Origin of the sequence: Mycolicibacterium aurum, from assembly GCF_900637195.1 — a bacterium.
Taxonomy (GTDB): domain Bacteria; phylum Actinomycetota; class Actinomycetes; order Mycobacteriales; family Mycobacteriaceae; genus Mycobacterium; species Mycobacterium aurum.
Genome location: NZ_LR134356.1, coordinates 903,116 through 924,763, shown reverse-complemented (window position 1 = coordinate 924,763; position 21,648 = coordinate 903,116). Strand labels below are relative to the sequence as shown.

At 68.8% G+C, this 21,648-nt stretch carries 22 protein-coding genes; 7 read left to right on the top strand and 15 right to left on the bottom strand.

Going from position 1 to position 21,648, the window contains the following annotated elements:
- Nucleotides 1-2 precede the first annotated feature (2 nt).
- On the bottom strand, nt 3-2,333 hold the full coding sequence (locus EL337_RS04475) for an esterase-like activity of phytase family protein (RefSeq protein ID WP_197724177.1): 2,331 nt from the start codon (nt 2,331-2,333) through the stop codon (nt 3-5).
- A gap of 202 nt (nt 2,334-2,535) precedes the next feature.
- Here EL337_RS04475 and EL337_RS04470 point away from each other — a divergent pair, with 202 nt between their 5' ends.
- Complete coding sequence (locus EL337_RS04470; RefSeq protein ID WP_232786872.1) at nt 2,536-2,790, top strand: hypothetical protein; 255 nt, start codon at nt 2,536-2,538, stop codon at nt 2,788-2,790.
- An 87-nt stretch (nt 2,791-2,877) separates the two neighbouring features.
- On the opposite strand, the gene EL337_RS04465 is transcribed toward EL337_RS04470, so the two are convergent.
- The 11 genes from EL337_RS04465 to EL337_RS04415 all read right to left on the bottom strand — a co-directional run bounded on the left by EL337_RS04465 (nt 2,878) and on the right by EL337_RS04415 (nt 14,755).
- The gene (locus tag EL337_RS04465; protein WP_048634069.1) at nt 2,878-3,693 is read right to left on the bottom strand and encodes an ABC transporter ATP-binding protein; all 816 of its coding nucleotides are present in this window, start codon (nt 3,691-3,693) and stop codon (nt 2,878-2,880) included.
- The gene (locus EL337_RS04460) at nt 3,690-4,715 is read right to left on the bottom strand and encodes a FecCD family ABC transporter permease (RefSeq protein WP_048634068.1); all 1,026 of its coding nucleotides are present in this window, start codon (nt 4,713-4,715) and stop codon (nt 3,690-3,692) included. Before EL337_RS04460 ends, EL337_RS04465 begins: the two co-directional genes overlap by 4 nt.
- The gene (locus tag EL337_RS04455) at nt 4,712-5,719 is read right to left on the bottom strand and encodes an ABC transporter substrate-binding protein (RefSeq protein WP_083443189.1); all 1,008 of its coding nucleotides are present in this window, start codon (nt 5,717-5,719) and stop codon (nt 4,712-4,714) included. The genes EL337_RS04460 and EL337_RS04455 overlap by 4 nt, the downstream gene beginning before the upstream one ends.
- Before the next feature lie 184 nt (nt 5,720-5,903).
- On the bottom strand, nt 5,904-6,920 hold the full coding sequence (locus tag EL337_RS04450) for a hypothetical protein (protein WP_053086855.1): 1,017 nt from the start codon (nt 6,918-6,920) through the stop codon (nt 5,904-5,906).
- 27 nt (nt 6,921-6,947) lie between these two features.
- Nucleotides 6,948-9,098: an EAL domain-containing protein gene (locus EL337_RS04445; protein WP_048634067.1), complete on the bottom strand. Its 2,151-nt coding sequence runs from the start codon at nt 9,096-9,098 to the stop codon at nt 6,948-6,950.
- A 196-nt stretch (nt 9,099-9,294) separates the two neighbouring features.
- A complete protein-coding gene (locus EL337_RS04440; RefSeq protein ID WP_048634066.1) occupies nt 9,295-9,717 on the bottom strand; it encodes an organic hydroperoxide resistance protein in 423 nt (140 codons plus the stop codon).
- On the bottom strand, nt 9,714-10,157 hold the full coding sequence (locus tag EL337_RS04435) for a MarR family winged helix-turn-helix transcriptional regulator (protein WP_048634065.1): 444 nt from the start codon (nt 10,155-10,157) through the stop codon (nt 9,714-9,716). The genes EL337_RS04440 and EL337_RS04435 overlap by 4 nt, the downstream gene beginning before the upstream one ends.
- A 114-nt stretch (nt 10,158-10,271) precedes the next feature.
- Nucleotides 10,272-11,429, bottom strand: a complete 1,158-nt coding sequence (locus EL337_RS04430; protein ID WP_048634064.1) for a CaiB/BaiF CoA transferase family protein — start codon at nt 11,427-11,429, stop codon at nt 10,272-10,274.
- Nucleotides 11,430-11,439: 10 nt separating this feature from the next.
- On the bottom strand, nt 11,440-12,135 hold the full coding sequence (locus EL337_RS04425; protein ID WP_048634063.1) for a mycothiol-dependent nitroreductase Rv2466c family protein: 696 nt from the start codon (nt 12,133-12,135) through the stop codon (nt 11,440-11,442).
- Complete coding sequence (locus EL337_RS04420) at nt 12,136-12,924, bottom strand: maleylpyruvate isomerase family mycothiol-dependent enzyme (RefSeq protein WP_048634062.1); 789 nt, start codon at nt 12,922-12,924, stop codon at nt 12,136-12,138.
- Nucleotides 12,925-12,997: 73 nt separating this feature from the next.
- Nucleotides 12,998-14,755, bottom strand: coding sequence for a VanW family protein (locus EL337_RS04415; protein WP_083443188.1), 1,758 nt, complete (start codon nt 14,753-14,755; stop codon nt 12,998-13,000).
- Nucleotides 14,756-14,913: 158 nt separating this feature from the next.
- Between EL337_RS04415 and EL337_RS04410 the strand changes: the two genes are divergently transcribed.
- Nucleotides 14,914-15,834: a ribonuclease HI gene (locus EL337_RS04410; RefSeq protein ID WP_048634061.1), complete on the top strand. Its 921-nt coding sequence runs from the start codon at nt 14,914-14,916 to the stop codon at nt 15,832-15,834.
- 93 nt (nt 15,835-15,927) lie between these two features.
- The gene (locus tag EL337_RS04405; protein WP_048634060.1) at nt 15,928-16,170 is read left to right on the top strand and encodes a type II toxin-antitoxin system Phd/YefM family antitoxin; all 243 of its coding nucleotides are present in this window, start codon (nt 15,928-15,930) and stop codon (nt 16,168-16,170) included.
- A 3-nt stretch (nt 16,171-16,173) separates the two neighbouring features.
- On the opposite strand, the gene EL337_RS04400 is transcribed toward EL337_RS04405, so the two are convergent.
- From EL337_RS04400 to EL337_RS04390, 3 genes are all read right to left on the bottom strand, one after another.
- Entirely contained in the window at nt 16,174-16,614 is a 441-nt protein-coding gene (locus tag EL337_RS04400) for a hypothetical protein (RefSeq protein ID WP_048634059.1), read from the bottom strand.
- Nucleotides 16,615-16,698: 84 nt separating this feature from the next.
- On the bottom strand, nt 16,699-17,196 hold the full coding sequence (locus tag EL337_RS04395) for a GyrI-like domain-containing protein (RefSeq protein WP_157866336.1): 498 nt from the start codon (nt 17,194-17,196) through the stop codon (nt 16,699-16,701).
- A 44-nt stretch (nt 17,197-17,240) separates the two neighbouring features.
- A complete protein-coding gene (locus tag EL337_RS04390; protein WP_053086853.1) occupies nt 17,241-17,939 on the bottom strand; it encodes a GntR family transcriptional regulator in 699 nt (232 codons plus the stop codon).
- A gap of 146 nt (nt 17,940-18,085) precedes the next feature.
- Here EL337_RS04390 and EL337_RS04385 point away from each other — a divergent pair, with 146 nt between their 5' ends.
- Genes EL337_RS04385 through EL337_RS04370 form a run of 4 tightly spaced genes read left to right on the top strand, consistent with a single transcriptional unit; the run spans nt 18,086 to nt 21,617 of the window.
- Nucleotides 18,086-19,327: an NRAMP family divalent metal transporter gene (locus EL337_RS04385; RefSeq protein ID WP_048634058.1), complete on the top strand. Its 1,242-nt coding sequence runs from the start codon at nt 18,086-18,088 to the stop codon at nt 19,325-19,327.
- Between the two features lie 9 nt (nt 19,328-19,336).
- Entirely contained in the window at nt 19,337-19,945 is a 609-nt protein-coding gene (locus EL337_RS04380) for a 5-oxoprolinase subunit B family protein (protein ID WP_048634057.1), read from the top strand.
- Nucleotides 19,942-20,820: a 5-oxoprolinase subunit C family protein gene (locus EL337_RS04375; protein ID WP_048634056.1), complete on the top strand. Its 879-nt coding sequence runs from the start codon at nt 19,942-19,944 to the stop codon at nt 20,818-20,820. The genes EL337_RS04380 and EL337_RS04375 overlap by 4 nt, the downstream gene beginning before the upstream one ends.
- A 14-nt stretch (nt 20,821-20,834) precedes the next feature.
- Entirely contained in the window at nt 20,835-21,617 is a 783-nt protein-coding gene (locus tag EL337_RS04370) for a putative hydro-lyase (protein WP_048634055.1), read from the top strand.
- Nucleotides 21,618-21,648: the final 31 nt, after the last annotated feature.

The window sequence follows — 21,648 nt, the reverse complement described above, 5'->3', positions numbered from 1 at the left end:
CGTCAACGGGCGAGCGCCTCGGCCGCAGGACCGAGGTCGAGGAACACCGTCTCGCCGTTGGCGTCGTCGAGCCCGTCGTTGTCGGTGACGACATAGAGCGTGCCGTTGCCCGCCACCGCGAAGCCCTCCACCTTTTCCTGCACAAATCCGTTGCCGGCCTGCAGATCGGGAAGGAGATTGCGCGCCAGAGTTTTCGGCAACACCTGCGGCGCTCCGGAGATCACTCCCCCGCTGTCCGGTATCGCCACGCGGTAGATCGCCTTCACGCGCGCGTCGGGCCCGTTGAGTTTGTCGCGCTCCAGTATGAGCAGGGCGCCGTCGTGGACCTGGATCTCCGACAATCCGATCCAGTCGCCCTCCGCATCGGTGGTGTCCAGCTGGTAGCCGAACCACTCCCAGGTGTTGTCGGCAGGGGTGAAGCGACCCAGCCGCACCACACCCTCGGGATCGGTCTTGACCTCGCGCTGCAGCGCCACCCAGACCGAGTCACCCTCGACTGCAACACCTTCCAAGCCTTGGCCACCGAGCCCACTCGCAACGTCCCCGGGCAGCGACACCTTCTTCTCGACGGCGCCGTCGGCGGCGACGAAGACTAGCTGATTGCCCGGGCCCTCCTCGCCTTCCACGGCCAGCACGAAGCCACCGTCGGGTCTGGCGGCCACGCCTTCGACATCGAGGGTGACGGCGTTGCCGCCGTCGGTGATCGGCAGCCGGGTGTCGATCAGCGCCGGTGTCTTCGTGGTGTCGATGCCGAGGATCCGCGAGGGCCCGTAGGCGTTATCGGTGGAGGTGTAGAGGCGGTTCTCGTCCTGCGGGTCGGCCGACAGGGCGCCGAGCGCACCCCACGCGATCGGTGCGTCGTCGACGTCGCCGGACACGATGGACGGGAACGACGGTGTGACACGGGCGAATCGGTCGCCGTAGCCGTAGACGTTCACCGACGCGCGGACACGGGCCTCGGCGTCGTCGGCCTCCGACGAGATCACCAGCAGCTCGCGCGACGGAATCGGCAGGACGCCCTCGGGGCCGGGTGTGGTGGGCAGGATCTGGCGGAACGCCGGTGCTGAGACGTCGCTGACGTCGTACACCGCGACGAAATTGCTGCGCTCCGACGCGATCAGTGCGGTGGGCCGGCCGCCGATGTCGGTGATCGCCAGCCCCTCGGGCTCAGGACCTTTGGATTCGGCGCGGCTTTCGATGTGCATGCCGGTGCGCACCGCGAGCTGCTCGACGCTGTTGCCCGCGTCCCACACCACCTCGCCGGTGCCGGCATCGAAGATGCTCCAGCCGCGGGTGCCGCCCTTCCAGTCCCCTTCGTTGGCGGTGGCGATGTGGTTGTCGCCGATCCAGCCGATGGCGTCGGGTTCACGCGGGGTGTCGGTGATCGAACCGGTCTGGTCGACCGCGCCGTCCTCCGCGGTGTCGATGCCGGCGACCGATTGGGTTCCCGCGCTGAAGATCTTCTGCACCTCGCCGGTGCGGCCGTCGATGATGGCCAGGCCGTTGTTCTCCTGCAGCGACAGGGCGACCTGCCCGCGGGAGTTGATGCTGACGTACTCGGGCTCCAGGTCTTCCGGAGTGTCCAGCCCTGCGGCGCGGGCGGCGTCGACGTCGAAGTCCACCCGGCGGGCCGACCAGCCGGTGGGCGCGCCGGTGAGGGTCAGGAGTTGCAGAAAGCCCGTCGGCGGTTGGGGCAGGTCGCCTTCCTCCGCGCCGGGCGGGGTGAACTCCTCGTCGCGCTGGTTCTCCATGGCGATCGCGGCGAACGAGCCGTCCTTGGCGATGGCGATGGAGTCGGGCTGTCCACCGAGATCGATGCTGTGCACGCGGGTGCGGTCACTGACGCGGACGACGTCGAGGCGGCCTTTCGGGCTGGCGAAATCGCCGCCGGTGGTGTCGACGACGACGAGGACGAACTTACCGACGGCGGCGACGGAGGTGGGCTGGTCGTCGGCGTCGCCGAGTTCGGTCAGCGACAACGTGCCCAGCCCGAAGGGTTTCGCCGGATCGCGGACGTCGACGAAGCCGATGCGTTTGGCGGCGGCGTCGGTGTAGATGACGGTGTTGCCGTCGGGCGTGACGGTCGAGATCTCGGCGACGGTCTCCGCCTGGACGGGGTCTTCGGCCGGTTTGTTGAGGTACACCGGGTACGTGGCGGTGCGGTGGTAGCGCTCGGCGTCGGGGAGGGTGAACTCGATCGGTGAGGTTGCGCGGGCCTGCTCGGGGCGGGGTTCGCCCGGCGCCTCGTCCTGCGGGGCGGTGGAACACGCTGCCAGCAGCAGTGCGGTGATCGCGGCCACCATTGCGGCCCGCCTCACGGCCGATCTTCTCATCGCACTCATCGCGCCCTCTTCAGTTGTGCCGATCGGACGGCTGAGCTTGGCTCGGAAAGGTGAGGAGATCGCGAGCAGAAGGTGAACAACCGGCGACGGGTGGGTGTCCGGACCGGCGCGCACGCCTCGGTCCCCCGGCTTGACAAGCGGGTACGCCCTCGGTGGACGACAATGAGCTGTGGACACTTCCGAGTTGAGCGCGGTGGCTTGGGATGTGGTGGAGCATTGCCGCGGCGCTCTGACCGTCGACGAACTGAGCGCGGCATTCGTCCGATTGGGCGTCGGAGAGCCCAGCGACGCCATGACCATCGCCCTGAAGCCGGTGATCCGCGACGGAGGCCCGGCGTTGCCGGATCTGTTGCGGGACCGCCTGATCCAGGTGCGGCAGGTGTACTACCTCGACCGGGAGCTCAGCGAGCTGGTGGACCAGGTGACCGGGACAGACCGCGCACCCTGACTGGCGACCGCCTGCTCCTCGACTCCCATTCCCGCGGCCCCCATTCCCGCCGGCCCATTCCCGCCGAAACGGAATTCCAGCAGGCCGCTACTCGAACTTTCTCTGCTGGAATGCCGTTTCGGCGGGAATGGCGGGTATGGCGGGCATGGCGGGTCGCTCGTAGCGGATGAACGTGCCGTCACCGTCGGACCCCACCCGGCACCTCACCCCGTAGACCTCGGCGATCAGCTCCTCGGTCAACACCGTGGCCGGCGTCCCTGCGGCCACCACCCGGCCGCCGGACAGGACGACGATCTCGTCGCAGAACATCGCGGCGAGATTCAGGTCGTGCAGCGCGACGATCGCGGTGAGGTCGAGAGTGCCGATCAGCGAGAGGATCTCGAGTTGGTGGGCGATGTCGAGGTGGTTGGTCGGCTCGTCGAGCAGCAGCTCGCCGGGCTGCTGGGCGAGCGCGCGGGCGATCTGCACGCGCTGGCGCTCACCACCGGAGAGGCTGTGCCACAACCGATCCACCATGTCGGTCAGCCCGGTCGCGGCGAGCGCGTCGTGGACGGCGGCGTCCGCGTCGGGATCGGCACCGAGCACCCGCCGGTGCGGGAGTCGACCCAGCCGCACGATGTCGCCGACGTGGATGTCGAGTTCGGTGTCGGCGTGCTGGCCGACCATCGCCACCTCGCGCGCCACCACCTTGCGCGCGAGGTCGGTGATCGGCCGACCGTGCAACTCCACGCGCCCGGAGTTCGGACGGTCCAGTCCGGCCAGCAGCCTCAGCAGCGACGACTTGCCGGATCCGTTGGGGCCCAACAGTCCGAGCACGGATCCGCGGGTGGGCTCGACCGTCACGCGGTCGAGCACCACGGCGCCCGACCGGCTCCACGTCACGTCGAGCGCACGCAGCGTCACCGTGTCACACCCCGGCGGCGGAACAGGATCAGCGCGAAGGCGGGCACCCCGACCAGCGCGGTGACGACGCCCGTCGGTAGTTCCTGCGGTTCGAACACGGTGCGGGCCACCGCGTCGACCCACACCATGAACACCGCGCCAAGCAGCGCGACCGTCGGCAGCAGGCGGGCGTGCGCGGGCCCGACGAGGAAGCGGGCGGCATGCGGCAGCACCAGGCCGACGAAGCCGATCGCGCCCGCAGCGGCGACCACCGTGGCGGTCATCAACGCCGTCAGCACCAGCAGCACGGCGCGGGTGCGCTGCACCGACACCCCGAGTGTCGCCGCGGTGTCCTGGCCGAACGCGAATGCGTCCATGGTCGGCGCCATCAGCAGGCAGCACACCAGCCCGAACACCACGACGATCCCGCACAGCCGCACATCGGTCCACGACGCCCCCGACAGCGAGCCGAGCAACCAGAACAGCACACCTCGGGTCTGTTCCGCGTTGGCCGACGACAGCACCACGAACGACGTCAGCGCCGAGAACAACTGCGTGCCTGCGACACCGGCGAGCACCACCCGGTCGGTCCCGCCGCCGGCGAAGTACGCCAGCGACAGCACCAGCCCGAACGACACCACCGCCCCGATGAAGGCGCCGCCCGACAGCGTCAGCGCACCGCCACCCACGCCGAGCACGGCGACCAGCACGGCCCCGGTCGACGCCCCCGACGACACCCCGAGCACGAACGGGTCCGCCAGCGGGTTGCGCAGCAGCGACTGAAGAATCGCCCCGCACAGGGCCAACCCGGCCCCACACAGCGCCGCCAGCACCGCCCGCGGGAGCCGGAGCTGCCAGACGATGCCGTCCTGCAGCCGGGACACCTCGGCGGCGGGCCCGCCCAGGTGGTGCACGACGACGGCGTAGACGTCGGGCACCGAGATCGAGGCCGGGCCGATGGTGATGGCCACCGCCCCGGACAGCACGAGCAGCACGCCGGCGACGGCCCACAGCCCGGGCAGCAGCCAGGGTCGCGTCCTCACCTGGGAGCCGTGAGACCGAACCGGTTCAGACCGTCGGCGACCTTCTCGACGCCGTCAACGGTGCGGATGGACGGGTTCAGGTCGGCGCCGCTGACGACGATGTAGCGCTTGTCGCGGACCGCATCGAGTTGCCGGGTGACCGGATTCGATTCCAGGAAGCCGATTTTGGAATCGAGTGCGTCGCCGTCGATGGTGCGTCGGCTCAGGTCGGCCAGCACCAGGACGTCGGGGTCACGGTCGGCGACGGTCTCCCAGCTAACCTGCGGCCACTCGTCTGCGGTGTCGTCGAACACGTTGCGCAGACCGGTCTCGGCGGCGATGATGCCGGGTGAGCCGCAGCAGCCGGCCATGTAGGGCGTCTGCGTGTCGGAGAACCAGAACGCGGCGTCCACGTCGGAGTTGACGGGACTGGCGGCGGCGAGCCGCTGCTGCAGCTCCGCGATGAGCCGGTCGCCGCGTTCCCCGACGTCGAAAATGCCTGCCAGGTCGGTGATCTCGCGGTAGATCAGGTCCATGGTCAGCGGTGCGGTGCGGGCACCGTCCTCGCTGTTGGCGACCTTGCCCTCGCAGTCGCTGGGCGACAGGTAGGTCGGCACGCCCAGCTGTTGCAGTTCGGCGCGCTCGGCCACACCGCCCGGGCCGAGCGTGCCCACGAACGACGCGGTGACCAGATCGGGGTCGGCGTCGAGGACGGTCTCCAGCGACGGCTTGTTCTCGGCGAGCCGTGCGACCGTGCCGTTGTCGGCGGCCAGGTTGTCGCGCACGGGATCGGTCCAGGTGGCGGTGCCGGCCATCCGATCGGCGAGCCCCAGCGACAGCAGGATCTCGGTGGAGCTCTGGTTGAGCGACACCGCGCGTTGCGGCGGCGCGTCGACGATAACGTCGACCCCGCAGTTGTCGATGGTCAGCGGAGCGGAGGCGCCCGTCGCCGGGACGGGGTCGTCGTCTCGGGCGCATGCCACGGAGGTGAGCAACAGGAGCAGTAACGCGGCGAAATAGCGCACGACGAATTTCCTTTGGTGTCAGACTCATTCGCGGAGTCAACCGACATTGTCAGAGGACGCCGGCGGTCGGACTCAGGCCGGTGAAGGCCCATACCGTTGCGCGTCAGTCCCGGATTCACACCGGATTCCCGACGTCCTCGCCACGGACTGTAGCAAGCCCTGGATCGTCAGAGGGTGCCCGCTCTCACTGTCGTTGTGCGACGCCGTCCACCGCGGCGAGTGCGTCCGCGGTGAGCTCGTCTCGAATCCCGCTCCGCGCGTGGGCAAAAGGGATGAAAGCGCGCAGCAGGGCAGGCGCCCTGAGCGCCATCTGCGCCGGAATGTCGTAGTGCGGTTGGCCGAGCACCCGTTCGACGCGCGGCACACTCCACCGCAGCGGATCGCCCGCCGCGTCCAGGATCGCCACCAGCAGATCGTGGTGCTCGCCACTGTCCCACGCCGCCCCGTGCTCGGAGGCGAAGAACGCCGCGCTCAACTCGTCGGCATCCCACTTCGGCGACCGGTACTCGGTGCCGCCACCCGGGAGTCGCCCGACCAGCCAGCGCAGCAGCGGCCGGCATCCCGGCCACGAGTCCGATTCGGCCCAGAGCAGGGGATTCTCCGGCCCCTGCTGGATCCAGGCCCGCGCGTCCGCGAGGCTCATCTCGACGAAGCTGCGGTCGGGATCCGTGTTGCGCTGCGAGGCAACGGAAACGACGCCGTCGATGGGACCGGGCACGAAGAACGCGTCTTTGACGGCGGACATCGCGTCGTGATCGATGAACACCGCGCAGGTCAGTTCATCGCCGCCCACCAGTCGCGCACCGATGAGCACCTCGTCGCCGTCACCGAGCACATGGGTCATGCGGATCGCCCGGTAGGCCTGCGTGCGGGTCAGGTCGGTGAGCCACGTGGGCAGGTGGTCGCGTCGGGCGGTGGCCTCGTCACGGCAGCGGCCGCGCAGGCCGCCGTCGTGGAGCAGTTCCGCGAACACCGTCAGCAGCGCGGTCGTCTCGGGGACCTTCACTCCGACGAGACTGTCGACGAGTTGGTCCAGGTCGACCCGCTCGTGCGGGTGGTCCGACGTCAGTAATGCCGCCGGAACGGGCTGGGTCGCTTCGATCAGCAGGCTGGCCATGCCGAGCAGATCCAGCGGATGCCCGGTGTCCAGTGCCTGCCGCACTCCGTCGAGAAGGGGCGCTTCCTCAGCCGGCTCGGTCATGACACGGACGCTACCGGTGCGATGTGGTCAGCCCAGCGCGCGCCTGCGGTCGCGCCACCGGCGGCCGGCGCCGGTTCCGGTGCGTCGCTGCTCGTACATGGCCTGGTCGGCAAGGTCGAGGACGGCGTCGATGGAGCGGCCGTCCTCGGGCCGATGGGCGGCGAAGCCGATCGTCAACGCGACCGGGATCTCGGCGCCGTCGGCCAGCGTGATGGGTGCGCTGTCCAGTTGGTCGGTGATCCGTTGGGCGAGGCGAGCCAGGCCGTGCTCCTCGACCGAATCGGTGATGACCAGGAACTCGTCGCCTCCCCAGCGGGCCACCAGGTCGTCGTCGTCGACGGCTGCCAGCAGCCGGCCGGCGACCTCGACCAGCAGCTGATCGCCGGCGTGGTGGCCGCGCCGGTCGTTGACCGATTTGAACCGCTCGATGTCGCAGAACAGGACGCCATAGCCGTGATCGGCCGTGTCGAGTTCTTCCAGGCGACTCCAGGCTGCGGAGCGGTTCGCGACGGCCGTGAGCGGGTCGGTGGCCGCCCGACGGACCAGCTCCGCTTCCCGGGCGCGTTCGGCGGTGACGTCCACGATCTGCGAGACGAAGCAGCGAGGCTGGTCGCGGGGCGCGTGCACGACGACGACGGTCAGCGCGCACCACACGATGCGGCCGTCGGCGGCGATGTAGCGTTTGTCGATCCGGTACGACCGCCGGCGGCCATCCAGGCATTCGGCGAGCAGCGCCAGGTCGGATTCGAGATCGTCGGGATGGGTGATCTCCTGAAAAGTGAGGCTCTCCAGTGTTTTTCGGCTGTAGCCGAGCATCGATCGCAGCGCCCGGTTCGTGCGCAGGAAGGAGCCGTCGAGACCGACGACCGCCATCCCGATGGGTGAATGGGCCAGTGCCAGATCAAACCGGCGCTCTCCGAGCAGATTGATGGTGGCGGGCAACGGATCTGAGGTGGCCGCGGTGACAGTGGCGGCGGGAAAGCCGTGTGTGTACGGCTTGGGCCGACTGAGGAAATACCCCTGCGCCAACGTGATGCCGGCGGCCACCAGCGCGTCGAGTTCGCCCTGGCTCTCCACACCCTCGGCGATCACGGTCGCGCCGATCTGCCCGGCGAACTCGGCGATGGCCTGCGCGAGCCTGCGCCGGGCATCGTCGACGTCGATGTGGCGGATGATCGACTGGTCGATCTTGACGAAGTCGGGCGCCAACTCGAGAACGTGCGAGAACGAGGAGAAACCGGCGCCGACGTCGTCGACCGCGATACGCATACCTCGGGCGCGGCAGGTCTCCAGTACATCGTCGAGTGCGCCGTAGTTGGGGACGGCGTCGTGCTCGGTGATCTCCAGGACGAGGCGCGCCGGGTCGACGTCGACGAGAAGGTCGGCCCACGGGGCGTGCAGTGCCGCTGCGGGCGAGATGTTGATCGCCACGAACACAGCGTCGGGTAGAAGCGGAACCTTGGCGAGAACGCGCTTGACGATGGCGGTTTCCAGTTCGACGCCCAGACCCAGCTGGCCCGCCTGTTGGAAGAACAGGTCGGGCCGGAAGGGTTCGCAGGGGAAGCGGGCGAGCGCCTCGACGCCGACGACCCTGCCTGTCGCGGCATCGTGGACCGCTTGGAAGACCACTTCGAAGTCGCCTTCGGCCACCACTCGCCGGATGGCCGCACGCTGGGCAGCGGTCGCGTCTGCGCTGCCGTCCGACGAGTCGATCAGGGTCCCGATGAGCTCGGCGACCTGACTGACCATGCGCAGGTCCTTGTCCACCAGATCGGGCTTGGCACCTGCACCCATGACACACACCATGCCCACCGCCACGTCGCCGGGTCCGAGCACCGGTACGCCCACGTAGGCGCCGATGCCCAGCTGGCGGGTGATCGGCAGCAGCGCGGTGGTCTGGTTGGCGGCGGTGTCCGGGATGACCGCAGGCAGGCGTCCGTCGATGACGCGGACGCAGTACGAGTCGGACAGAACCCACCGGAGGCCAGGGGAAATGCACTGCCCCTCGATGCCGCCGTCGGCCATCTCGATGACTTCCATGCCCTCGTCGAACGAGGACAACCATGCGGTGTCGAGGCCAAGGCGGCGACGAAGGAAGCCCAGCAGGGTCTGCACGAGCTCGACCGGGCTCTCCGGTTCGTCCTGTATGGGGTGTGCGCTCACCCCATTCGAGTGCATGGCAAAGGATAGTAGACCGGCTCGACGGCGAATTGACGGCAATGCCATTGCCGAGGTGATTACAGCTTTCGAAACATCATCAGCGATTCTGCCTGCGATAACTCGCCGCGACACCGATCACTGCGACGTGGCGCGGCAGCGGACGCGCTTGGCAGAGACTGCCATTTGCGACGGCCCGAGGCAAACGCCCGAAGGTTCAGTCGTCGGTGACCGTCAGCGTGACGTCGATGTTGCCACGGGTGGCGTTGGAGTAGGGGCACACCTCGTGCGCGGCCTCGGTGAGCTTCTGCGCGGTGTCGTGGTCCACGTTGGGCAGCGTGACTTCGAGTTCGACGGCCAGGCCGAAGCCGCCGTCGTCGGTGGATCCGAGGACCACCTTGGCGCCGACGGCCGAGTCGGACACGTCGGCCTTCTGCTGACGAGCGACCAACCGCAACGCGGAGTGGAAGCAGGCGGCGTACCCGACGGCGAACAGCTGCTCGGGATTGGTGCCGACTCCGGAACCGCCCATCTCCTTCGGAATGCTCAATGCCACATCGACTTTGCCGTCCGAGGTGCGGCCGTGGCCGTCCCTGCCCTCTCCGGTCGCCAGGGCCTCAGCGGTGTACAGCGCGTTCATCTGTCGTGTCCTTTCGTCATATCCAGTTGGTGAACAAGGGTTTTCAGTGCATCGCGCAGCGCCGCGAGATCCGCCTCGGAGACCTCGGACGAGGCCAGCAGACGTTCGGGCACGCAGGCCGCGCGCTGTTCCAGCTGTTCGCCGGCCGGGGTCAAGGTCACCTCGACGCGGCGCTCGTCGTCGACGGAGCGCTGCCGGGCCACCAGGCCGACGGCTTCCAGGCGCTTCAGCAGCGGCGAGAGCGTGCCCGAATCGAGGTGAAGGCGCTCCCCCAGGTGCCCGACCGAGCAGCGGCCCTCTTCCCAGAGCACCAGCAGCACCAGGTACTGCGGATAGGTGATGCCGAGATCGTCGAGCACCGGCCGGTAGGCGGCAGTGACCGTCCGCGACGCCGTGTAGAGGGCGAAGCAGAGCTGATCGTCGAGGCGGGCCGCGGGCACGCCGCAAGTGTAGTGCGCAATTGAATTGTCCGCAATCTATGCGTGGGTGGCTATGGCGATCGATACTGCGCTGGCGGCGCCGCCGTGCGAGTGGCACTCGCCGCCAGCGCAGTCTCAACGCGGTCGGGGCAAGCCGATCTCGGCGAGCACCTCGTCCGTGTCGGCCCCCAGTGCGGGGGCATTGCCCCGCACGCGGCCCGGCGTGCGGGAGAACCGCGTCGGCACCCCGGGGAATCGCACGGCGCCGTGTTCAGTCGCGATGTCTTCGAAGAACCCGACCGCGTCGAGGTGCGGATCGGTGAACAGCTCGTCGGTGGTGCGGACCGGGGACGCCGGGATCTCGAGCCGCTCGAACAGCTCGAGCCACTCCGCGGTCGTCCCTTCCCGCAGCACCTCGGCCACCAACCCGTAGACGGTGTCGATGTCCGCCGCGCGGCCGGCCATCGTCGCGTACCGCTCGGTGGCCCAGGCCGGCTTGACCGCGTTGACGAACGCGTGCCACTGCTTGTCGTTGTAGATCAGCGCGGCGACGTGGCCGTCGCGGGTTTCGTAGGGTTTCCGGTTTCTGGCGACGGTGCGCGGATACAGTGCGCGCCCCAGCGGCGGGTCGAACATCGCGCCGTTGGCGTGCTCGACCAACATGAACGACGCCATCGTCTCGAACATGGGCACTTCGACTTCCTGGCCCTCACCGGTGCGCGCCCGGTGGAACAGCGCCATCATCGTCGCGTAGAGGACCGTCAGCCCGCACACCTTGTCGGCCATGATGGAACCGACGTAACCGGCTGTGCCCGTGAGCTCTTCCTGCACAGCGGCCAGTCCGCACTCGGCCTGGATGGTGTCGTCGTAGGCGGGCCGGGCGGCGTACGGGCCGCCGCGTCCGTATCCGTAGCAGTTCGTGTAGACGATCTCGGGGTTGAGCGCGGCCACGGCGTCGTAGTCGAATCCAAGCCGCGCGATCGCGGCGGCGCGCATCGAATGGATGAACACGTCGGCCTGGGCGACGAGTGCGCGCAGCGCCTGCTTGCCCTCGTCGGTCTGCAGGTCGAGCACGACGCTGCGCTTGCCCCGGTTGACGTTGGTGAACACGCCGCTGCGGCCCGGCTCCGGGCCCACCGAGATGTAGCGCGCGTTATCTCCCTGTGGGGACTCGACTTTGACGATGTCGGCGCCCATGTCGGCCATGATCTGGGTGCAGTACGGTCCCGCGACGACGGCGGTCAGGTCGATGACACGGACACCGGCGAGTGGTCCAGCGGCACTGGTAGACATGCCGCGAACCTTACTTCGCGTCGAAGGTGATGACCTTGCCGCGGTTGATCGACACCCAGTCCCTGGCTTCCAGGTACGGGCGGAACGTCTCGGTGATCGCCTGCTGATCGTCGGGCGTCTTCGGGCGCTGGAGCTCGTAGAGGTGCGGGAACTCCGTCCAGGCGGCCACGGCGTCCCACAGCCGCACCGCCGCATCACCGGTGGGCGGGTCGATGAGCACGGGCCCGAACAGGCACTGCCCGTCCGGGAAGAACAACGTGGGCACACCGTAGCCGCCGGCATCGACGACACGGTTGTGGTCGGCCATCACTTCTTCGCCCGTTGTCGGGTCGGCGATGGCTTGATCCACCTGGGCCGGGTCGAAGCCGAGTTCGTCCAGAAGGTGTCGGGCGACGGCTTTTTCGTGGGGTTTGTGCCCCTCGACGTGCAAGGCGCGGGCCGCCCGCTCGTACCAGGCGTCGACGTCGGTCATGGAGTTCCGGCGCAGTAGCGCACCGATGCGCATCATCGACCAGCCGTAGGACCACTCCCGCTCCCACGGGTGCTTCTTGCCCTCCTGACGGTTGATCTCCTCGAGGCTGAAGAAGCGCCAGTTCACCTCGAGACCGGTCAGGTCGCGGACCTCGCGGATCCACCGCGACGTCTGATACGCGTAGGGGCACATGATGTCGAAGTGGAAGTCAACGGAGACAGGGTGATTCGTCATTCACATCGTGAACCTCAGATTGCGGGCGGTGCGGTCACCCAGTTCGCCGTCGCCGGTCCAGCTGATCTTTCCCGCATCGATCTGGGCCTGCGGATCGATGCGCCCGCAGGCGAGTTGGATGAACGTCGTCGAATCGGTGGTCACGGTGACGTCTGGGCTCTCGAGGTGGTCGACCCTGGCCGCCCGCCCGTCGACGGCCACGTGGAGCTGACGGGCCAGTGGTCCGGTGAGATCGATGGTGACGCTCTTGCCGTCGGGCACGCCGACCTTCTTGCCGAGGATGTAGCCGAGCGAGTTCTCCACCTCGGCCAGGGCCAGCTCGGCGGCGATGCCGCCGTCGTCGGTGGACAGGCCCAGTGGTGTGGCGATGTCGCGCTCGTGCACCCAGAAGTCGAACACCCGGATCGCCAGGAAGCGGCCGTACGTGCCGGGGCCGACGGGCATCCAGGACGGCCGGGCGAGGTCCTCGTCGGTCAGCGCGGCCAGGTCGGCGCGCCGACGGTCGTAGACGGCGCGGACCTTCTCGGGGTACGGGGTGTCGTCGGCGAGGAACTCCCCGGCCTTCTCGAACGGGGGCGGGGTGGTGGCGTCATCGGGCAGCCACCCGGCCATGACGGCCTCGATGCTGGTGACGTGGTCGACGACGCCGCGGACCGTCCAGTCCGGGCACAGAGATTGCGCCTGCCACTGGTCCTCGGAGAGGTCGGCGCACAGCGCGTCGAACGCGTCGTAGCAGTGCTCCAGGGCACCGCGGATCTCCGCCACGGTTCTGGTCGTCGGGCTTCCCATGGGCACTCCTCACGTCGGTGCGATCATCCAACGCCAGTCGAGGAAATGCGCGGCTTTCGGGGTGACTTGAGCCTCAGCCCCCGCACACCACGATGGGGATCGGGTCGTAGCGCACGGTGTGGGATTCCGATCGGGTGTCGCCGGTGGCGATGTCGGTCAGCGTGCGGGTGTCGGTGATGGTGAATCCCGGTGCGCCGCTGCTGGCGCTGCAGGTTTCGCCGTCCGGGATGGTGATGGTGTTGGGGCTGGTCGGGGCCGATCGCGAACTTTGCGAGGACGACACCTCGTAGCGCTTGATGCCGAGCAACCGGACGGTGACCGAACTCGACGTCCACACGGTCTGGATCTGCACCGGGGTCGGGCCGTCGTTGCGGAACTTGACGTCGATGTCGTTGCCGGACACCGTCGCCTCGCGGCCAGCGGGGTAGCGGCTGATGTAGTAGCTGTGCTCCTGGTGCTCGACGAGTTCCATGCCGCCGAAGTACGCGGCGTTGAACAGCGTGGTGGCCACCTGGGAGACGCCGCCGCCGACACCCCGGTCCGGTCGGCCGTACATGATGACGCCGGCCTCGACGTAGCCGTTGGCCTGGGTGCGCGGGTTGGTGGCGGCGTTGAGGCTGAACGTCTCCCCCGGTGCGACGACGATGCCGTCGATCGCGCCCGCGGCACGCTTGATGTTCACCCCGGAGTCGCCGGCGAACCCGGAGGTCTGGAATTCGCCGATGACCTCCACGGGACCGAGGGCGTCGATGTCCGCGGTGGTGAACGTGGCCGGCTCGTCGACGTAGACCGCGGTGAGCTCGCGGTCTTCGGTGCTCGTCAGCACATCGAGCAGGTCGGTCAGGGTGGCGTCGTAGTCGATGCGGCGGCCGTCCTGTGAGGGCACCTTGGCCGGCGGGGATGCGGTGAAGTCGATGGTGGCGTCGCGTAGCGGGGTTTCCGAGGCGGCGAGTTGGGGTCGGGCATCCTCGGCGACGACGGCCTCATCGACGGTGGCCACGATGTCGCCGTCGTCGATGCCGAAACTCATGGCCGCGGCGATGACGCGTTCGGAGATGACTGCGCGGGTGTCGTCGTCGCCGACGATGACGAGCGGACCGGACACCGCCGGGGCCGCGACGTCGTCGATGGCCGCCTCGACATCCGAAGATGTTGTTGCGGGGGCGATTTCGCTGATCGGCAGATCGACGGCTGTCCCGCTCACCCAGTCGCGCTTGAGCAGTTCCGCGGCGGCGTCGACGTCGAGCCGGCGGCCTGCTTCCGGGTCGACGGCCACCGGTTCCCGGCCGTCGAAGCGCACCGTGCCCTCGACCGGGTCCTTGGCGACCACCTCGCCCAGCTGTTCCAGGGCGGCCGTCAGCGCCGCGTCGTCCGCGGTGGAGACGACGCCGATCTCGCGGGTGCCGAACAGGGACGAGACGCGGGTGATCGGGTTCAGTGGTTCGGCGCCGGCCTGCTCGACGGTGGCGCGCCAGTCGACCTCCAGGCCCGCGGACGCGGGGTCGATCTCGCCGCGATCGTCGCCGAAGGTGACGGGGACCGGCTGCGTCGTGCGCGGCGTGAGGTCGGTGCGCAGCCGGTCCTCGGCGTCGCCCAGTGATAGGCCGCCGATCGGTACGCCCGCCGCGGTGACGCCCCGGGGCACCTTGTTCCAGCTGTAGAGAAGGTCACCGAGATACGCGCTCACGAGCAGCGCGAAGGGCACCGCGACGGCGGCCAGCAGGAGCCTGCGGCGGCGGGTCCGCGAAGGAGGGGCGGCCGCGGTGGCGGGGGTCGACAGAGGTTCCGTCGTGGCGTCGGACGCCTCCGCAGGACACCGCTCGACCGGCATGGACTTCGTTCCTCACAGTTCGCAAGCGCCGCTCATACGCACGTCGGCAACCCTCGCGAGCCTATCGACTTCGGGCCGGTCGCGCCGTCGCGCACGGTCGGACCCCTGTGATGTCAGACCTTCGCCATACAGTGACGTCCCCCTGGGAGGAGACGGATATGGCACCGAAACCGCACGTCATGCCCCGACCGGTCGACATCGTGTCGGCGCGTTCACGCCCGATGACGACGGTGGCGCTCGCGGTGCGCGGCTGCGGCCGCTCGGTGTTCGCGTACTCGGCGAGCTCCGACGCGCAGCGCTGGTCGGGCACCGTGGAGGCGGAGTCCGCCGACACGGCGACCCTCGATGCCATCAGTCGCATTCGCGAGACGTCGGCCGCGGAGCGCATCCGGTTTCTGGTGCAGGTGCCCGCGCGGAGCACGCTGTGGGCGCTGCGGGACGAGGTGGCGCTGCTGATGCCGGGTGTCTGGATCGAGCGGGCCAGGCTCTCCGACGAGGAGCTGATGCGCCGGGCCTGGGCGGGGCTGCGCGAGGTGACGGCGCCCGCGCCGGTGTGCGTCGCCACGGACGGTTCGGTGCGGGGCAAGTTCACCGGCTACGGGTGGCTCGCCTCGTCGGGTGAGTACGGCATGCAGGGTCTGCGGCATTCGACGAAGCTGATCGGCCCACAGGTGGTGTTGGTCGCCGAGCTGCGGGCGATCGGGGCTGCCGTGCAGAAGCTACGTGGACGCGACATCACGGTGCTGAGCGACAGCAGGCTCGCCGTGGAGATGGTGCAGCGGTGGCGGGACGGCGACGACGTGCTCCCCGAGGGGTATGCGATATACCGCGAGAGTGGCAAGACCCCGGGACTGGTGCGGGCCCAGCAGATGATCCGCGAGGACCGCGACCGGATCACCCCGGTGTGGGTCAAGGGTCACCGGGGCGAGCCGCTCAACGAGGGCGCTGACGCGCTGGCGCGGCTGGCGTCGCGATATGCGTTGGGCGACAGCATGCTTGACGGGGTCGAGTATCACCGCCGAGCCGACGAGCTGGCGGCGACGTTCTCCCGGGAGTTCAACCGGCAGCGCATCGCGTGAGTCTCAGTCGGCCAGCCCCGCGAGCGGACCGGCGTGCGGAATCGATCAGTTTCTTGCTAGCGCGATCAGCCGACGCAGCTTTATCGTGACTGCATGGAGAGCACGGTCACCAGCACCGAAGCCAAGAACCAGTGGAGCCGGATCTTGGCCGAGGTCGAGCGGACCGGCGCGTCGGTGACAATCACCAACCGTGGGCGGCCCGTCGCAAAGCTTGTTCCGTTGCAGCTTGCCGCACGGATATTCGGCCAGTTACCACATCTGACCGTTCCCTTGGACTTTGACGAGCCGCTGCCAGAGGCGGAGCGCAGTGCATGGGGCGGCGCGGAGGCTCTGTGAACGTCATTCAAGCGGCTGGAACTCAGGCGGTAACGCCTCATCCTCCCGGCCTTGCGCGCGGAGCTCAGTTATCCAACGCTGGTAGGCGGACTGGTGCGATAGCCCAATACGCTTGCCTTCGTCAGTAATTCGCAGCCACAGCGTCCCGGGCCACCCGGCACGATCATCGAAATGGTCGACGTATGCAGCGCGTATCCGCTGAATCGACTCGTCTAACGTCGACGTCCACGGCTCGAATCGTGCGCCATGGTCGCGTAGGTCGCCGACTTCGGCCAACCCTTCGCTGATCAATGACCTGACAAGGCCGACGGCTTTGTTCTGAACTTCAGCCAAGGTTTCTGCTGAGCTTTCCTCGGCAACGTGGCGGTGAACGTCCCAGAGCTTCACCCAATCGTGCCGCCCCTCGACGAGAAGCTTATGCCGCGCAGACAGCCCCGTTCCCATGCGCTGAGCGTAACGAAACCCATCGACCACCACGGCCGCAATTTCGGCGAATGCTGCACGCCCGGCAGCGCATCGCGTGAGGGTTCAGTCGGCCAGTTTGAACGCCAGCGTCGTCTCCCATTTCGCCGGGTCGGGTTCGGTCGAGGGATCCGTCTCGTAGATCTCGACGCGGCCCGCCCACACCTCACCGTCGCCGGATGCTGTCGAATCCCAGTGCAGACCTTCATCGTTGGCCCAGTCCAGCAGTCGGGCCGTGGCGTCGACCAGACCGTCGAAAGGGCCGCGATGGGTGACCACGGCGTAGCGCCCGCCGGGCAGTGTGTCGGTCGATACGGCATCATCTGCCGGCATCGGGCCATCGATCGGGACGCAGGCCTCGATGTGAAGTTCGCGGTCCATGTCGATCACGCGGTACCGCAGAAAGGGCGCACCGCTGGGCGCCCGTCCGTGCCGTGCAACGGCGTCGAACACCTCGGGAAACCTGTCAGCGATCGCACCGACCTGGTCCATGGTGACGGTGCCGCCGATCGCGGCGTACGGCTGGGGCTCGCGGTGCGCGATCTCCGGTTGTTGGTTGGTCATGACCATGCCGACCCTCCCGACTCCCGGAATTCATCGCGCCCTTATCAGTCGGTCTGCGGGTACGCGGACAGCAGATGTTGCTCGGCGGTCACGAGGTAACGGTCCAGCAGATCGGCGGCCGCCCGTCCCCGGCCGTCGGCCAGCGCAGCGGCGATCTCCTCATTGCGTTCCACATAGGGGCCGTGGAAATCCTCGGCGGGCCCGGCGCGGAAGAACACCAGCCGCATCTCCGCGAGCAGTCGGCTCATCTCCATGTCCAGCCGCGGGCTGGCGGCCAGCGCGACCACCGACCGGTGGAACCGCTGATTTGCGGACGCGACCGCGTCGCCGTCGTTGGCGTCGAGCGCGGCGCGACCACTGGCTACGGCGGCGACGACATCGGAGACGTCGGCGTCCTTGGGCAGCAGCCGCAGGCATCCGGGTTCGATGACGCGGCGGGCCCGGTAGATATCGCGCAGTTCGGCGACCGAGGGAGTACGGACGAACACGCCGCGGTTCGGGATCCGGTCGAGCAACCGTTCGCCGATCAGCTGACTGAGCGCTTCCCGCAGGGTGTTGCGGGAAATGCCGAGCGATTCGGCGATCGGCTCCTCGGGTAACCGGGCACCGGGACGGAACAGCCCGGCGGCGACGTGCTCGCGGATCACGTCGGCGGCGCGGTCAGACGACGACGACAGCACAACCCGCGGCCTGGAGTTCTCCAGCGCGCGTAATGCTTCGTCGAAACCGTGGACAGGGCCCATCGCCCCAGATTAGGGTACGTGTGAACATGGGGATTGTTGAACAATCTGTATTGCGGGCGTAACGGAGGCGCAATACCGGCGGTCGACGATCGGCAGGACGCCACAAGCGGGAAAGCCCCGTTCCAGCCACGGTGAGGATTCGACACATGGCCACTCCCGAAGGACCACCACTCAACCCGTCCGTCGACACGGCTCCCAAGCCGTCGGAACCCGCCAAGACCGCGCTGCTCGGGGCGATGTTCCTGATGGCGACCAGCGCGGTCGGGCCGGGGTTCATCACCCAGACCACGGAATTCACGGTCGAACTCGGCGCGGCGTTCGCATTCGCGATCCTCGCGTCGATCGTCATCGACTTCGCGGTCCAGATGAACGTCTGGCGGGTGATCGGGGTGGCCGGGATCCGCGCCCACGAACTCGGCAACAAGGTGCTGCCCGGGATCGGCTACGCGCTGGCCGTGCTGGTGGTCGTGGGCGGACTGGTGTTCAACATCGGCAACACCAGCGGCGCGGGGCTCGGCACCGACGCAATGTTCGGACTCGACCCCCGCATCGGTGGCGCGGTCTCGGCGCTCATCGCCATCGCGATCTTCCTGAGCAAGCGGGCCGGCGTCGCGCTCGACCGGATCGTCGTCGTCCTCGGCGTCGCGATGATCGCCATGACCGCCTACACCGCGATCGTGTCGCGCCCACCGCTGGGCGAGGCGCTGCGCAACGCCGTGCTGCCCGAGCAGATCAGCTTCCTCGCGATCACCACGATCGTCGGCGGCACCGTGGGCGGTTACATCACCTACGCGGGCGCTCATCGCCTGCTCGACACCGGCATCACCGGGCCGGAGAACGTCGGCCGCATCACCAAGGGCTCGATGTACGCCATCATCGTCACCGGCATCATGCGGGCCCTGCTGTTCCTGGCGATCCTCGGCGTGACCGCCAGCGGTGTCAGCCTCGCCAGCGACAACCCCACGGCGTCGGCGTTCGAGTACGCGCTCGGCGCCGCCGGCGGGGTCATCTTCGGCGTCATCCTGTGGGCCGCGTCCATCACGTCGGTGATCGGCGCCGCGTACACCTCGGTCTCGTTCCTCACGTCGTCGAAAACCTCACGCCGCCGCCAGAACCTGTTGACGGTGGGGTTCATCGCGCTCAGCGCCGTGCTGTTCGTCATTCTCGGCGCGGCGCCGGTGACGCTGCTGGTGTTCGCGGGCGCCTTCAACGGGCTCATCCTGCCGATCGGGTTCACCGTGGTGTTGTGGGTGGCCTGGGTGCGCCGCGACCTGATGGGCGGATACCGCTATCCGATGTGGCTCAAGATCGTTGGCCTCGCAGTGTGGTTGCTGACGCTGTACCTGGGCTGGAACTCGCTGAGCGGCCTCTCCCAGCTGTGGAGCTGACCGCCCCGCATGAGACTCCTCCCCTACGGCGCCCGCGCCCTGCTGGTCGAAGTCGACGACGCCGACGAGGTGCTGGCGTGGTCAACCGCGATCGAGGCGGCCGGACTGGACGTGGTGGACGTGGCGCCGGGGGCACGCACCGTCTACGTGTCGGCCACCGGTCCCGAACACCTTGCCGCCGTGCGCGATGCGATCAGCCGGCTGTCCCCCGCGCCGGTCGCCGCCACCGCGGGTGAGGTGGTCGAGGTACCCACTATCTACGACGGCCCGGACCTCGACGAGGTGGCACGCCTGACTAAAATGACCGCCGATCAGGTGGTCGCCGCGCACACCGCGCAGCCGTGGCGAGTCGCGTTCACCGGGTTCGCTCCCGGCTTCGGATACCTTGTCCGCCAGGACACTCCGCTCGTGGTACCGCGCCGCGACGAACCGCGCGCGAGCATCCCGGCCGGGTCGGTGGGACTGGCCGACGAGTTCAGCGGCATCTACCCGACGGCCTCGCCCGGCGGTTGGCAGCTGATCGGGCACACCGAGCTCCGGCTGTTCGACCTCGTCAACGACCCGCCGGCGCTACTGCGCCCGGGCGCCCTGGTGCAGTTCGTGGCGGTGGACAAATGACGGGCGGCGGCCGGCTGGAGATCGTGGACGGCGGCCCGATGACCACCGTCCAGGATCAGGGGCGCCCCGGGCATGCCGCGATGGGCATCGGCGGCGCCGGCGCGGCAGATCGCCGCTCGCACGCACTGGCCAATCGTCTGGTCGGCAACCCGAATGACGCCGCCACGCTGGAGGTCCTCCTCGGTGGCCTCACGTTCCGGGCAGGCAGCCCCCTCGTCTTCGCCGTCACCGGCGCCGAGGTCGACATCCTATCGGGTCCCATCCGTAAACCGCTGGGCCACAACACCCGCCACCACATTCCGGCGGGCACCGTCATCGAGCTGGGGCCCGCTCGCACCGGGCTGCGCTGCTACGTCGCGGTGCGCGGCGGCATCGACTGCACCGAGGTCCTCGGCTCACGCAGCCGGGACACGCTCGCCGACATCGGACCTGCGCCGCTGCGCGCCGGTGATCTGCTGAACATCGGCACCGACTTTCTCCCGCTTCCGGCAACGGATTTCGCGCCCATCGCACCGGTGGGCGCGGAGCAAGCCACGCTGCGGGTGCATCGGGGGCCGCGCGACGACTGGCTGGCCGACGCCGACGACTTGGTCGCTACCACGTGGCAGGTGTCGGACAGGGCCAGCCGGGTCGGCGCGCGCCTCGTCGCCCAGCACGGACCCGGTGTCCGGATGCGCGACCCGGGACGCCAACTGCCCAGCGAGGGAGCCGGACTCGGCGCCATCCAGGTGCCGCCGGGTGGCGAGCCGGTCATCTTTCTCGCCGATTATCCGGTCACCGGCGGCTACCCGGTGGCCGGGGTGCTGGTCGACGAGGACGTGGACCGTGCGGCGCAGCTTCGTCCGGGCGCCGAGGTGCGATTGACATGGGTCTGACGGGAGGGACGGCAATGAACGTGGCCATGATCTCGCCGGCGGAGGCGCGGCGACGTTTCCGCGACGGCCTGGTGACCCCGACGGCCGGCTGGTCGGCGGGGTACGCGCAGGCGAATCTGATTGCGGTGCCGCGGGACTACGCATTCGACCTGATGTTGTTCGCGCAGCGCAACCCGAAACCGTGCCCGGTGCTGGACGTACTGGAGCCGGGCCAGCTCGCGGGGCCGCTGCTGGTCGACGGTGATGTGCGGACCGACATCCCGGCGTACCGCGTCTACGTCGACGGCGAGCTCGTCACCGAGACGACGGACGCCACCGAGTACTGGACCGACGATCTGGTCGCTTTCCTGATCGGCTGCAGCTTCAGTTTCGAAGCGGCACTGCTGGAGTCGGGAGTGTCGGTGCGGCACATCGAAGAGGGCGTCAATGTGCCGATGTACCGGACCGACCGGGCGTGCCGCTCTGCGGGGCGGATCGGGGGTCCGCTGGTGGTGTCGATGCGGCCGCTGCCGCCGGAGCAGGTGGCCGACGCTGTGCGGATCACGTCCCGCTACCCGTCGGTGCACGGCACCCCGGTGCATGTCGGCGACCCCGCCGCGCTGGGCATCGCCGATCTGTCCGCGCCGGACTACGGCGACCCGGTGACCGTCCGCCCCGGGGAGATCCCGGTGTTCTGGGCGTGCGGGGTCACCCCGCAGGCCGCGGTCATGCAGTCCCGCCCGCCGCTGGCCATCGGACACGCGCCGGGCCACATGCTGATCACCGATCTGCGGGACAGTGACCTGGTGGTGCCGTAGGAGGCATCGGGGCACTGAAAATTGGTGCTCG